The sequence below is a fragment of the Natrarchaeobius versutus genome (assembly GCF_041205745.1).
Taxonomy (GTDB): domain Archaea; phylum Halobacteriota; class Halobacteria; order Halobacteriales; family Natrialbaceae; genus Natrarchaeobius; species Natrarchaeobius versutus.
Genome location: NZ_JBGFCC010000008.1, coordinates 166,633 through 180,983 on the forward strand (window position 1 = coordinate 166,633; position 14,351 = coordinate 180,983).

Annotated in this window: 9 protein-coding genes; 5 read left to right on the plus strand and 4 right to left on the minus strand. The window is 62.8% G+C overall.

What is annotated here, in order from left to right; genetic code table 11:
• The first annotated feature begins 349 nt into the window (after positions 1-349).
• Genes AB7C87_RS17750 through AB7C87_RS17760 form a run of 3 tightly spaced genes read left to right on the plus strand, consistent with a single transcriptional unit; the run spans position 350 to position 4,086 of the window.
• The gene (locus AB7C87_RS17750; protein ID WP_369730838.1) at positions 350-2,095 is read left to right on the plus strand and encodes an ABC transporter substrate-binding protein; all 1,746 of its coding nucleotides are present in this window, start codon (positions 350-352) and stop codon (positions 2,093-2,095) included.
• A gap of 34 nt (positions 2,096-2,129) precedes the next feature.
• On the plus strand, positions 2,130-3,146 hold the full coding sequence (locus AB7C87_RS17755; protein WP_369730839.1) for an ABC transporter permease: 1,017 nt from the start codon (positions 2,130-2,132) through the stop codon (positions 3,144-3,146).
• A complete protein-coding gene (locus AB7C87_RS17760) occupies positions 3,133-4,086 on the plus strand; it encodes an ABC transporter permease (protein WP_369730840.1) in 954 nt (317 codons plus the stop codon). Before AB7C87_RS17755 ends, AB7C87_RS17760 begins: the two co-directional genes overlap by 14 nt.
• Positions 4,087-4,141: 55 nt before the next feature.
• Here the strand turns inward: AB7C87_RS17760 and AB7C87_RS17765 are convergent, their stop codons facing one another.
• Positions 4,142-4,387 carry a hypothetical protein gene (locus AB7C87_RS17765; protein ID WP_369730841.1) on the minus strand — a complete coding sequence of 82 codons (246 nt, stop codon included), beginning with the start codon at positions 4,385-4,387 and terminating at the stop codon, positions 4,142-4,144.
• Positions 4,388-4,644: 257 nt separating this feature from the next.
• Between AB7C87_RS17765 and AB7C87_RS17770 the strand changes: the two genes are divergently transcribed.
• Together AB7C87_RS17770 and AB7C87_RS17775 are read left to right on the plus strand one after the other, a co-directional pair.
• Positions 4,645-6,852, plus strand: coding sequence for an ABC transporter ATP-binding protein (locus tag AB7C87_RS17770; RefSeq protein ID WP_369730842.1), 2,208 nt, complete (start codon positions 4,645-4,647; stop codon positions 6,850-6,852).
• A 1,311-nt stretch (positions 6,853-8,163) separates the two neighbouring features.
• Positions 8,164-9,390 (plus strand): molybdopterin molybdotransferase MoeA, encoded by a 1,227-nt coding sequence (locus AB7C87_RS17775; RefSeq protein ID WP_369730843.1) that lies wholly within the window; start codon positions 8,164-8,166, stop codon positions 9,388-9,390.
• A 201-nt stretch (positions 9,391-9,591) separates the two neighbouring features.
• Here the strand turns inward: AB7C87_RS17775 and AB7C87_RS17780 are convergent, their stop codons facing one another.
• The 3 genes from AB7C87_RS17780 to AB7C87_RS17790 all read right to left on the minus strand — a co-directional run bounded on the left by AB7C87_RS17780 (position 9,592) and on the right by AB7C87_RS17790 (position 14,262).
• Positions 9,592-11,964, minus strand: coding sequence for a xanthine dehydrogenase family protein molybdopterin-binding subunit (locus AB7C87_RS17780; protein ID WP_369730844.1), 2,373 nt, complete (start codon positions 11,962-11,964; stop codon positions 9,592-9,594).
• 151 nt (positions 11,965-12,115) lie between these two features.
• Positions 12,116-13,324 carry a VWA domain-containing protein gene (locus AB7C87_RS17785; RefSeq protein ID WP_369730845.1) on the minus strand — a complete coding sequence of 403 codons (1,209 nt, stop codon included), beginning with the start codon at positions 13,322-13,324 and terminating at the stop codon, positions 12,116-12,118.
• A 62-nt stretch (positions 13,325-13,386) separates the two neighbouring features.
• Positions 13,387-14,262: an AAA family ATPase gene (locus AB7C87_RS17790; protein ID WP_369730965.1), complete on the minus strand. Its 876-nt coding sequence runs from the start codon at positions 14,260-14,262 to the stop codon at positions 13,387-13,389.
• Positions 14,263-14,351: the final 89 nt, after the last annotated feature.

Consider the following 14,351-nt stretch of genomic DNA (forward strand, 5'->3'; position numbering starts at 1 on the left):
TTCGGACGGTAATCTCCGGCCGATACGATACAGTGGTTTACACCCATACGTATGTAATCCGAATCTGTTCAACACTGTGTAACATTTCTCGGCAGGTGGGAGTGTCGTCGGGCAGAAATCGTTTCCCTCTATGAAACTGTAAGCGACGCGCTCGAGTCGTATCATATCACCACTGTCGTCGAATACGCATCCGTTTGGTTGTGGTCGCGAGCGACGGACTCCTGGCGTCGACGATCTGTTATCATTGATCTTCCACAATTTTTATTGGTTGATAATGCGAACGGTACCCATGGCCGAAAAGGCTGGTAGGAGTAGCTCTCGGTACCGTTCGATCTCTCGACGCAGACTAATGCAGACGACGGCCGCCGGTACGGCCGCCCTCGCCGCCGGCTGTACTGGTGACTCCGGCGGCGGCGACGGGCGAGTCCTCGTCGACGGCGATCATCACTGGATGGACGAAGCGGAACTCAACCCCTACGCCGGAGACTCGACCGGCGGTGCGATCTGGCGGTTCTTTCCGGCGCTCGCGTTGTACTCGACGGAGGCGACCTTCTACGAGGGAAGTCAGGAGGACGAGCACGTCACCTACGGTGAGTTCCGCCCGGGGAGCGCGGCCGAGTGGGATCACGCCGGTGACGAGATGTCTATCACGCTCCGCGAGGACTGGCAGTGGGACTCCGGCGACGAAGTGACCGCCGACGACCTCGTGACGCGTCTCCGGCTCGACGGCTACGACGGCTCCGATAACTGGGATTTCATCGAGCAAGTGTATGCCGACGACGAGAAGACCGTGATCCTCGAGTTCGACCAGGAGTACGACGAGGAGCTGTTCGCACACACGTTCTTTCTCCCCGGAATGACGGTGAACGCGCCGCCGGAGATCGACGGCGAACGGACAGTCTTCGCCGAGACGCTCGAGGCGCTCGAGGAAGCGACGACGGAAGAGGAAGAAGACGACATCCTCCTCGAGTTGATGGAGTTCTCCTGGACGCCCGGCGATCTCGCGCTTGCGGGTCCGTACAGCGTCGATCGGGTCACGCGAGAGACGATCATCCTCGAGCCCAACGAGGGGTTCTGGGACCCGATCGATTTCGACGAACTCGAGACGAAAACGGTCGGGCTCGGCGGAGCGGGGGCGGATACCCAGGAGGTACTGTCGGGCGAGACGGATCTCGGGCCCATTCTCACCCCCGAAATGATAGACGAGATGGACGACGATCTCAATATGGCGATCAAGCAAGGGGAGTTCGGGGTCGGGCTCGGATTCAACTTCGAGGGCGACGGTCCGTACACGGATCGAAACGTTCGGCGCGCGATCGCGTACGTTCTGGATGCGGCGGAGGTCTCGGACGGGTCGAATCCGCTTCTGTACGGCGTCCCGGAGTACGCGGCGACGAATCTCATCACGACCGAACAGGCCGAAGACATCCTCGGGGACCGCCTTGAGGAGTTCGATCTCTACGAGCGGGATACGGACCGTGCCGCGGAACTCATGCGTGAGGCGGGCTACGAACGCGAGGACGACGAGTGGGTCGACGACGACGGCGAGCCGGTCGTCGTTCCGATCGATACGACTGAGTGGGACGGCTACTCGGAACTCGGACAGCTGACGACGTCCGCACTCGAATCGTTCGGGATCGAAGTCGAGTTCGAGGTCGTCCAGGAGTCGGCGTACGTCGACATGATCTGGGGCGACGCCCCCGGAATGGAAGCCGCGTTCGCGACGTGGGGAGACGGACACCCGTACCCGGCGTTCCAGGAGGTCTTCAGCGACTGGAGCCACTGGAACACTCCCGAGGAACTCGAGGTCCCGATGCCCGTCGGCGACCCCGACGGCGGCCTCGAGTCGGTACACGTCCAGGAGATGACCCAGCGCGTTCCCGAACTGACGGGCGAGGAACTGACCGAGACGCTCGTCGAACTCTCGTGGGTGTTCAACCAGGCCGTCCCCGTCGTTCCGCTGGTCAGCGAGAACATGGGCGTAACCTACTGGACCGACGACTGGGAGCTTCCGGACCGCACCGAACCGATCTGGGGCGTCGAGCGAAACCACGAAAAACTAACCGCCTACGGGCTCGTCGGCGTCAGAGAGTAAGACATGTCCTCGAGAGACACTCCCGCGTGATCCCATGGTGAACTGGCTGACCAAACGACTGCTGAAGGCGGCACTCACCGTGTGGGGCGTAATCACGCTCAGTTTCGGACTGGGTCATCTCATGCCGGGTGGGCCGGCCCAGCACATCCAGGCACAGATCATCTCCCAGGAGGGTGGAAGCATCGATCCCGAACGGTTGAACCGGATGATGGAGCGCTACACCAACGTCCAGCCGGACGAGCCGGTGTGGCGACAGTACCTCGATTACGTCGCCGCCGTGTTACAGGGCGACCTCGGCGAGTCGATCATCCGGAACGAGCCGGTGATCGAGATCATCGCACAGGCGCTCCCGTGGACGATATTCATCATGGGTATCTCGCTGATCCTCACCTTCGCCATCGGGATCACCCTCGGGGCGGCGATGGCGTACTACGAGGGAACCCGATTCGACTTCGTCGCGTCGACGCTCGGGACGGTCCTCAACTCGACGCCGTTTTACCTGCTCGGATTCCTGCTCCTGTTCGCGTTCGCCTATCAGTGGAGTATCTTTCCGACGGGCGGTCACATGAACCCGCGGACCGATCCGGGGTTGAACTATCCGTTCGTCAGGGGCGTCGTACTCCACGCGACGCTACCCGTGCTCTCGATGGTACTCACGGAAGCCGGCGGCTGGGCGCTCTCCATGCGAGGCAACAGCATCAGCGTCCTCGGGAAAGACTACATTCGAGTCGCCCGGCTCCGAGGGCTCTCCGACAGGCGGATCGCGTTCACCTACATCGGGCGGAACGCGATCCTCCCGCTGTATACCGGGTTCCTGATCGCCATCGGATTCGTCATCGGCGGCTCCGTGATCTTAGAGGAGGTGTTCACCTACCAGGGCATCGGCTACTACATGGTCGACGCCGTCCAGGCCAACGATTACCCGCTGATGATGGGAACGTTCCTCGTACTCACGCTCGCCGTCGTCTTCGGCCTGCTCGTCGCGGATCTAACCTACGGAAAGCTCGATCCCCGGATCACCGCCGGAGGTGAATCCGATGAAACGTACTGACCAACCGCCCGCGGACCACCCTTTCGAGCGCGTCTCCGAGATGTCGCGCTCGGAGGGCTCCGACATCGCCCGGTCGCTCGAGCGGCGGGTGTACGTCCCGGCACGAATCCTCCTCGAGGACCGGAAGACGATCATCGGATTGGCGATCATGATCGCGTACGTCCTCATGGGGACCGTCGGCGTCTGGCTGGTGCCGGAGCCGACGACCGACGGGCCGCGGTTACTGGGGCCGTTTCAGTCGCTCGAGTACCCGCTCGGGACTGACGCGATGGGACACGACCTCTTCGCGATGATCGTCCATGCGACGCCACCGATGTTATTGATGATCGCCTCGGGTGCGGTGTTCGCGACGGCGGTCGCGACGATTGTTGGGACGGTCGCCGGCTACAAAGGCGGGTTCGTCGACGACGTCCTCACGCTCATTACGGACATCATGCTGACGATCCCCGGGCTTCCGTTGATCATCGTCATCGTCGCGACGGTCGGCCCGACGAATCCGGTGGTGATCGGCGTGTTGCTCACCATCAACACCTGGGCAGGTCTCGCCCGGACGATCCGGGCAGAGGTTCTCTCGCTTCGTGACGACAACTACGTCGAGGCGTCGCGGCTGATGGGTACACCGACCTGGCGGATCATCAAAGCGGACATCGTCCCGAACGTCATGCCGTACGTGCTGATCAACTTCATGATGGCCGGTCGGTCGGTCATCTTCAGCGCCGTCGGTCTCTACTTCCTCGGATTGCTTCCCTTCACGGCGTTGAACTGGGGCGTGATCCTCGACATGGCCGTCGGAAACGGCGCGCTCACCAGCACCTCGACGATCCACTGGGTCGTCGTCCCCACGGTCGTGATCGTCGTCATCTCCTACGGCCTGATCATGCTCTCACAGGGGATGGATCGCCTGTTCAACCCTCGAGTCAGGGCTCGAAAGCGGGAGTAATTCCCCTCGAGACCGCACTGATTCGTCGCTTCGCTGTCTGCCCCTCTTCCGGCGCTTACCGCGAGTATCGGTAGGAGAGTCCGCCAAGAACGACCAGAAACGCCGTCAGCATCACGAAGTTGAACTGGAGGACGACGAACGACGCCGATTCACGATCGATGAACGCCAGCGAAAAAACCGATAGCGCGAGCAAGACCGTACAGACGATCATCAACAGGTGGATCACCGGCAGGTTGTCACGGACCACGGCCTCGAGTTCGGTTCGGAACGATCGCGGTTGCCGCCCGTCTTCGCGTGCCATGGATTCGTACCCGGTCGTACGACCAGCCGTGACTTTATCGTTTGCATCACTGTGGCGGGTCCATCCCCCTGGCCCGACGCTGTCGACCTTTCACCATCGCAACCATTAAGACGAGCGAAATGGTACGAGATAACGAATACCATGAACGGACGCGTCGGTACCGGACAGCGACCGCGCTCGGACGGGAATCGTCGCTCTTCCGGGGGGCGCTCTCCTGGGACGTTCGACGATGCCACGACAGCCCACGAGGGGGAACCATGAGTGCCGAGCGAGACCGCACGCACGACACCTCGATCGAGGTCGACGATCCGATCATCTCCGCGCGGGACGTGTCGGTCACGTTCGAGATGGACCGCGGTGAGTCTCGAGTGCTCGACAACGCGTCGATCGACGTCGCCCGCCAGGAAGTTCTCGGCGTCGTCGGCGAGAGCGGAAGCGGGAAGTCGATGTTCGCGTCGGCTCTTCTGGATGCCGTCGTCGAGCCGGGGACGGTCGACGGCGAGATCACGTACTACCCGAACGACGGCGATCCGATCGACGTACTCGAGCTGGATACCGAGTCACTTCGCCGTTTCCGGTGGGAGGAGATATCGATGGTGTTTCAGGGGGCCCAGAGTTCGTTCAACCCCGTCATCACCGTCCGCGAACACTTCCTGGAGACGATCGAAGCCCACGCCCGCCACGTCGAGAAGACGATGTCTCACGCTCGTGAACTCATCGCCGACCTCCACATGGAGCCCGAACGGGTGCTCGACTCGTATCCCCACGAACTCTCCGGCGGCATGAAACAGCGGACGCTCATCGCGCTCTCACTCGTCCTCGAGCCGAACGTCCTCGTGATGGACGAGCCGACGGCCGCCCTCGACCTGCTGATGCAGCGGTCGATCCTCGACCTGCTCGAGACCCTCTCGGAGAAGTACGACCTGACGGTCGTGTTTATCACCCACGATCTGCCGCTGGTGACCGGCCTTTCCGACCGACTCGCGGTGTTGTACGCCTTCCAGTTCGTCGAAATCGCCGACGCTGATCGGATCGTCGAGCGCCCCGTCCACCCCTACACGCGGTCGTTGCTGAAGGCGGTCCCGAACCTGAACACCCCGCTTTCGGAGATGACGCCGATCGAGGGGTCGGCGCCGGATCCGGTCGACGTCCCACAGGGCTGTTCCTACCACCCGCGCTGTCCGTTGGCCGACGACCGGTGTCGAACGACGGATCCGTCTCTTTTCGAGACCGGCGAGGACGCCGTCGCCGCCTGCGTTCACTGGCAGGATGCCCTCGGGGCGATCCCCCTCGAGTTCGATCGGGAGTACGACGCCGCCGACCGGGCCGTTCGCGACGGGGAACAATCCGAGTTACCGGTACTCTCCCTCTCGGACGTCGAGGTGCACTTCGAACAGGAGAAGCGTGGCTGGCGGAACCTGTTCACGGACCCGGAGACGGTGCGTGCGGTCGACGGCGTCGACCTCGAGATCTACAAGAACGACGTCGTCGCACTCGTCGGCGAAAGCGGCTGTGGCAAGACGACGCTCGGAAAGGCCGCGATCGGTGCACAGCGACCGACCGGCGGTTCGATTACGTATCGAGGTGCCGATATCTGGGACGTTCGAGACGGTGAGAGCGCCGATATCGAGTACGAGGAGATCCGCCGATCGCTCCAGATGATTCACCAGGACCCGGGCAGTTCGTTGAACCCAAACCGGCCCGTCCACAAGAGCCTCGAGGCGCCGCTGAAGCTGTGGAAACCCGGGATGGACGCCGACGACCGGACGGCCCGGATCCTCGGTATGCTCGAGTACGTCGGAATGAGACCGCCCGAGGATTACGCGGATCGCTATCCACATCAGCTCTCCGGCGGCGAGCAACAACGGGTCGCCCTCGTTCGAACGCTTCTGATGAACCCCGACGTCGTCCTCGCCGACGAGGCGGTCTCGGCGCTCGACGTCTCGTTGCGCGTCGAGATGATGGACCTGATGCTCGAGCTTCAGGAGTGGTTCGATACGTCGTATCTGTTCATCTCACACAACCTCTCGAACGCCCGCTATTTCGCGGGGAGTGTGGGCGGGCGGATCGGCGTCATGTATCTCGGCGAGATCATCGAGATGGGTCCCGTCGGGGAGGTGATCCGCGAGCCACGCCACCCCTACACGAAAGTGTTGAAGTGGTCGACCGAGGAGCTCGATTCGGAAGAACAGCGCACGAGCCCACCCGTTCGCGGGATAGACATTCCCGATCCGGTCGATCCTCCCTCCGGGTGTCGGTTTCACACCCGTTGTCCGGAGGCGAGAGAAACCTGCCGTTCCCGGAAACCGTCGGTCGACGATCCCGCGGCTATCGATGGGGAGCACACGACGGCGTGTTTTCGAGAATACGGGCCCAACCACGCCTACTGGGACAGCGATCCGATCGTCGAGGACGCGCGTTCGGGAGACGAGGCGGGACTCGAGGAGAGCGCCTCGAGCGACTGATCCGGCACCGGTGTGAGTCGGCGGTTCGGCCGTCCCGGTCAGGCGCCGTGGGACCGTCGCAATCCGATGATAGCCGGGCCGTCTGAGTTCGCCCTTACCGGGCCTATCGTAGCCACTGAATTGGAGCACCGATCTCGTTTACTCGTTCCGTTCGAGTGAAACGGGTTGGTCGTGTTCTCTGCGGACCGTTTCGCTCTCGAGTGGGCCCGCGCTGACGATACCTCGATGAACCAACTGGTTTCGACCACTGCTCGCCAGTTTCGGCACGAATACGGTCTGCCCCAGTTGCAATAGGTACCTATTGGCCAATGGTGTGCGTTCTGGTCGTCTCTCCGCCGACTCTGGGGCAAGTTGAGTGGAATTTCGTCCTCGAGGAGTGACCTGTGCGAGTACCGTTTGACCACTTATCTGTCCGACTAATCGGCGTCAACAGCTGACAGACATTACCCCGAACCACACGGATATTTGAAATATAAGGTGCGTTATATGAGTGGCGCTTTCTCGAGACGTTACTGGAAGTCGGACGGAACGAACGGTGATCCGAAGAACGAGTCCCGGCGTCGACGTACACCGCGGTGTTCGAGGCCGTTTCGACCCGGTTTCGACTGAACTCCCTCGTGTTGCAGGTCGCCTTCGGACTCGCGTGACTCTTTCGCGTGATGGCGTTCGTCCCTGATGGTCCTGTCCTGTATGGACATCGGTTGGTGCGATTCCCGGATCGATCGTTCTCGCGACCTCGGGAAAATCTACAGATAAGCAAGGCGAGTGCCTCGGGGCTTGACCCCGACGCGGCTCACGCTCCGCTGATCGCGGCCGTGACCGTATCGCGCGAAGCGGTGTCGAGGGGGAGTTTCGTGCCGTCGGGTCCGCAACTGGATGCACACGCGATGATCGTCGCCTTGCGGTCGTTCACCCGTCGGGCCTATCGGCGAGTACCGAGCTGGTCGGATTGCGGTATAAAGCGCCGGACTCGAAGACGACGACACCACGAATGCCTCGACCGCTCGTGCCCGCTGTGTCTCCCGTGTTCGCTCCGACTTGAGGGGGTTGACGCGAGTTGACGAGGTGTCCAACTATTGAACCCGGTCTGCGTTATTACGAACACATGTTTTCTCACATCACGTAAAATTGAAGCGATACGTTGGGAACTGTCGCCGAACAGATCACGAGTGCTCGCAGTCCCGCGGACGCTCTCTGGCGACACCGCTGACCTCGAAATCTCGAACGGAACGTTTCGGAGGACGAACTGTCGAAACAATCCACGTCTGGAACACCGCATGATTCAACTGACTGTTCGACGAACACACAGTCATGGATCACGGACATGAGGAGATGTGTTGGCGGGGGGAGGCGACGAACCGAGTTCTGAATCGGCGATCTGACGCCCTCTCGTCACTCGAGACGGAGTCGGTTTCGCTCGACGACATCGGTGGCCGAACGCTCGCGGAACCGATCGTCGCCGAGCACGACGTCCCCGAACACGACCGCGCGACGATGGATGGCTACGCCTTCGACGCGACTGAGGATTACCCCCTTCGTCTGACCGACGAGGAGGTGTTTCCGGAGGACGAACCGCCGTCTATCGAGGTCGGCGAGGCGGTGGCGATCGCGACCGGTGCACCGCTTCCACCGGAGGCTAACGCCGTGCTCAAACGCGAGGAGTCATCGATCGAGGACGGTCTGCTTCGGGGTGAGCCCCTCGAGCCAGGAACGTACACCTACGAGCGGGGGAGCAATCTCTCGGCCGGGGAAACGTTGTTCGAACGGGGTGAACGGCTGTCGCCCAAAGACGCGATACTGCTCGGTGACCTGGGCCGTGAGACGGTCCCCGTCTACGAGCGGTTCTCGACGGGACTGCTCGCGACCGGCACGGAGATTCACGAAGGGCGGATAGCCGACCTCGATTCGGACATGCTCGCGGGGCTGGTGCGCTCGTGGGGGCACACGGCGACGTACGAGGGAAGCGTCCCCGACGACTACGATCGCGTCGAGGCCGCCATCGACCGCCTCGCCCGCGAGTACGACGTCGTGGTGACGACCGGCGGGACGAGCGTCGGACACAAAGACCACGTTATCCGCGCGCTCGACTCGCTCGGAACGGTCTCGTTTCACCGCGTCCGCATCCGCCCTGGCAAACCAATCGCGATGGCGACTCTTCCCGATCGCGACGCCGTCGCGTTCGCGATCCCGGGTAAGCCAATCGGCGCACACACGATTTCGACGTTCGTCATGCGTCCGTTTTTCACGGGCGAGACTCCGCATCCGACAGTCGACGCGACGATGACTCACGACGTCGAGTTGGGTCCCGACGGATTCGAGTACGTGATTCCCGTCCTGCTCGAGGAGAGCGACGACGGCTACGAGGCCACCGGCCTCGGCTACGCGGACTCGCCGCTTTCGGTCTACGACCGACAGTTCGATCCGAGCGTTCTCTCTTCGAGCACCCGTGCGAGCAACGCAGATGGCGTCGTCCTCACGGAATCACCGCTCGAGAAAGGGGCGCCCGTCTCGGTCGTCCCCTACTCCGTTCTCGAGTGACGGGATCGTCGGCGAGTGGAACCCGCCTCGGCGGTTGTTGTAGCGACTCACCGCTGTCCTCGCAGTGGGTGTCGATCGCCCATTGGTCTCGAAAACAGCTCGCGGTTGGACCGACAGTCTCGAGGCGCTGGCTCACGGTACGATGCGACGGTCGAACGGTCCTCGAACGCGGAAAACGAGCGGAATCGGTATCGTCGTTCGTTAGATCTGATCGTTGACTTCCTTCCAGATCTTTTCGGGCGTCAGCGGCGTGTCGATCTCGTTTCCATCGAAGCCGAGTGGCTCGAGTGCGTCGACGACGGCGTTGAGGACGGCGGCGTTGGCGGCGATCGGTCCGGTTTCTCCGACACCCTTCGCGCCCAGCGGGTTGTCGGGTGCCGGGGTCGAAACCTCGATCGTCTCGACTTCCGGAACGTGGAACGATTTGGGCATCGCGTAGTCCTGTAGCGTGCTTGTGACCATGTTCCCGTTGTCGTCGTAGACGACGTCCTCGTACAGCGCCTGGCTGATTCCCTGGGCGATGCCGCCGTGGAGTTGCCCCTCGACGATCTGTGGGTTGACGCGGTTTCCGGCGTCGTCGACGGATACGTACCGCTCGAACTCGACCTCGCCGGTTTCGGGGTCGACTTCTACGATTGCGGCGTGAACGCCGGAGGTGATCGCCATCTGTTCTGGCAGGTAGTACGTCGTCGCCTCGAGTCCGGGTTCGCCCGGAACGTCCCACGCGCGGTGTGCCTGCGATCCGACCTCCTGGATCGTCATCGAGCGTTCGGGGGCACCTTTGACCCAGAACTCACCGTCCTCGAACTCGATGTCCGCTTCGGGTGCTTCGAGCTGGTGGGCGACGATCGAGCGTCCCTTCTCGATCACGTCGTCAGCACTCTCGGCGAGCGCCGAGCCCCCGACGACGAGCGAGCGGCTCGCGTGCGTCCCGACGCCGTCGTTGAGGTGTCTGGTGTCGCCCTCGATGATTTCGACGTCTTCGATCGGGATACCGAGCTTGTCGGCGACGATCTGGGCGTAGGAGGTCTGGTGGCCCATCCCGAAGTCCATCGTTCCGCAGTACGCGGTGACGGTCCCGGATTGATGGACGGTGATGCGTCCGCTCTCCCAGTGGGTCTTGAAGATTCCGTACTCCTTACAGACGTCCGCTGGGCCGACGCCACTGACGTGGGTGTACGCGGAGAGTCCGACGCCGAGGTAGCGTCCGTCCTCGCGGAGCTCCGCCTGACGCTCGCGCAACTCGTCGTAGTCGATCGCATCCAGCGCTTCGTCGAGGGCCTGCTGGTAGTTGCCGCTGTCGTAGACGGTTCCGGTGACCGTCTCGTAGGGGAACGCGTCCGCCGGGATCTGGTTCCGTCGGCGCAACTCGGCCGGATCGATCCCGATCTCCGTTGCGGACTGGCGCATCAGTCGTTCGATGAACGTGATCGCGGCGACCTCGTGGACGCCTCGGTAGGAGTCGAGACAGGTCGCGTTGGTCAGCGCGCCTCGAATCCGGGCGTAGAGGTTTGGCAGTTCGTACTGGCCGTTGATCACCTCGATGCAGAGCACCGTCGTCAGCATGTGGACGTGCGAGGAGACGTACCCGCCGAGATCGGTGAGACCGTCGAGACGAACGCCGAGGAGGTTGCCATCCTCGTCGAACGCCGCCTCGCCTTCGAGGTTCAGCCCGCGACCGTGTGAGGACGTCTGGTGGATCTCGCTTCGGGTGGCCTGCCACCTGACCGGACGCTCGAGTTCACGAGCACACCACGGAACGAGCGACTCGACGTCGTAGTTGTGGATTTTTGCCCCGAATCCGCCGCCGACGCGTGGAACCTGGACGTGGATCTTGTTCTCGGGATGGCGGAGAATACCCGCGATCGCGTGGCGATCCGAGTGGGGCGTCTGCGTGCTCATCTGGATGCTGATCTCGTTCGACGCCGAGTCGTAGTCGGCGATCGCCGCCCGCGGCTCGAGTGGATCCGGAATGAGTCGCTGTTCGTCGACGGACGCGCTCGCGACGTACTCGGCGTCCTCGAATACCTCGTCGATCTCCTCGCTGTCGCCGAACTCCCAGTCGTAGGCGACGTTGTCGGGATAATCCTCGAAAAGCGCCGGTGCATCGTCTTCGATCGCGGCTTCGGGATCGGTGACCGAGTCGAGTCGTTCGTAATCGACTTCGATTTGGCTGACGGCGTCGTTCGCCGTGTACCGATCCTCCGCCAGCGCAATCGCGAGCGGTTCGCCCTGATAGCGGACGCGGTCGGACGCGATGACCGGTCGGAATAGCTTCGGCTCGACCTGGATGTAATCCGTCGACATCGACGGAATCTTTCGCGGAGCCGACGTCTCGGCCGCTTCCATATCCTCCGCCGTGTAGACGGCAATGACGCCGTCTAACTCCTCGGCGGCGCTGGTATCGATATCGTGAACCTTCGCGTGTGCGTGCTGGCTTCGTAAGACGGATGCGTGGGCCGCATTCGCGACGGGAATGTCGTCCGTATACTCTGCCTGCCCAGTGACGAACTCGGCGTCTTCTGTTCGAGTGACGCGCTCTCCAATTCGGCCGCTAGTTGTGTCTCCGCTCATTTGTAATAGGCTCTCTGTCGTCTTCTAGCAAGCCTCTCACGGGATAAATAACTATGCAAATTATCTAGCCGGATCCGGCGGGACAATTAACGCCCGAGATCGCGTGACTCCGGGGTGACGTTCGGTCCTCGCCGAGATCCGCAGTCGCCGGTCACGGACCGGTCGACCGTTCGTATCCAAGCGGCTGTCTCCCGTCGTAGCGCTCGAGTTGAGACGCGATCTCGTGGAGGTCGTCCTCGCCTGCGAACCCGAACAACCCGTCGACGAACGGGAGTGCGGTTTCCATGCCCTGGCAGGTCGGTTCGTACGTCGGCGTCGTCGCCAGCGGGTTCCACCAGAGGACGATCCGACCCCGACGCGAGAGCCAGTTCATTCCCGCTTCGAGTTCGCTCGTCTCGCCCGTCTCGAGGCCGTCGCTGACGATCACCACGGCGGTTCGTCGGTCGACGGCCGTCGGATATCGCTCTTTGATCTCGGTCAGTGCGCCACCGATCCGTGTTCCACCACCCCACGTCGCCTCGAGTTGCTCGAGCGTCTCGTACGCGTCAGCACTCGAGCGTGCATCGATCGCATCGGTCACTTCCTGGACCGAGGTATCGAAGAAGAAGGTCCGTATCGATCGGCTCTCCGTCTGAAAGCGCGAGAGGGATCGAACGAGAAAGTCGCGTTCGATCACGTCCAGGACCGATTTGCTCACGTCGACGAGAAACAACAGCCGGCTGGCCGTCCGCTTTGGGCCCTCCATCGGCGTCGAAACGATCACGCCACCGGTCTGGTGGCTCTCTCGTAACGCACGACGGACGTCGATCCGCGACGGGTCGGCTGTCGACGTGTAGCCGCGATCGGTCAACCGTGCCAGCGCGTCGCTGATGTGACGGACGGGATCGGCGAGTTCGGCTTCGTCTGGGAGGCCGCCTCGAGGGGTAATTTTCGACGATTCGCCCTGCTTGCTGTATCCGGCGACGGTCTCTCGATCATCGGTCAGGGCCGAGTCGTCGGACTCGGCGTCGACAGCCAGCATCGAACCGGCGTCGGCCATCTCCGCGTCTGCTTCGGTCGCCTCTGGCGATGGCGTCGGATCGGCTTCGGGCAGGTCGAGGAGTTCAGGCTGTTCGTCCGCTCGGACGGAGTCGATGCCGCTGTCGTCCTCGATTTCTGCTATCAGAGCGCGCCAGAACGTCGCGAACAGCCGATCGAACGTGTTGATCTCCGTCGGATCGGTGACCAGGGCCGAACGTAGCGCCGCCCTGGTCCGCGTTCGGTCGACGACGCCGACCTCCGCGAGTACCCGCGCCGCCTCGAGACTTCCCGTCGCCGGCACGTCGACGTCGGCCGCCCGTAGTGCTCGCGTGAATTCCACCAGGCGAACTCGAACACGTTCGTCCGTCGGGATGGCTGTTCGGTCGTCGTCTGATTGGGTGGTCATCGCTTCTGATCAGTGTCGGTCTCCGCCGAGTTGCGGGCGTCTCGGGCGGCCGCCGTGAGGTCGTCTGCCAGTTCGTCGATCCGCTCGACGTCTTCGATCTCCTTGAGGAGGAATCCGGCCGTCGAGCGGATCCGATCGGCGGTTATCTCGTCGTCCGCGTCGACCTCGAGGTCGACCAGCGCTCGTGCCCAGTCGAGCGTTTCGGCGACGCCCGGCTGTTTGAGAAGCGGGTGTTCCCGAAGCTCCTGGGTGACGGCACACACCGCCGAGGCCGTGGCTTCGTCGAGTTCCGGAACCTTTCGCCGGAGGATCACGCGCTCTTTGTCGAACGATGGCGGCTGGACGTGAACGTAGAGACAGCGCCGCTTTAACGCGTCGCTCAATCCACGCGTCCGGTTGGACGTGATGACGACGACCGGTGGAACCGAGGCCGTCACGGTTCCGAGCTCCGGAATCGATAACTGGAAGTCGGACAGCATCTCGAGCAACAACGCCTCGAACTCCTCGTCTGCGCGATCGACCTCGTCGATGAGGAGCACCTGCGGGGTCTCGTCGTCCGACCTGAGCGCGCGCAAGAGGGGGCGCTCGAGCAGGTAGTCCTCGGAGAACACGGAGCCGTCGCCATCGACGCCGCGGTCGCCCGACTGAACGGCGAGGAGCTGTTTCGTGTAGTTCCACTCGTACAGTGCGTTCTCGGCGGCTAATCCCTCGTAACACTGGAGCCGTATCAGCTCGGTGTCGAAGCCGTGGGCGAGGACCTTCGCCAGCTCCGTCTTTCCTGCGCCGGGCTCGCCCTCGATGAGCAGCGGTTTTCCGAGACGGAGCCCGAGTAACACCGTCGTGAGGAGGTCGTCGTTGGCGACGTAGGACATCTCGTCGAACACGGTCCGAAGCTCTCGTTCGGTGACGTCCGAGAGAGCGACGCCGGCGGTACGATCCGCCTCGCCGGGTGTGGCGGAGC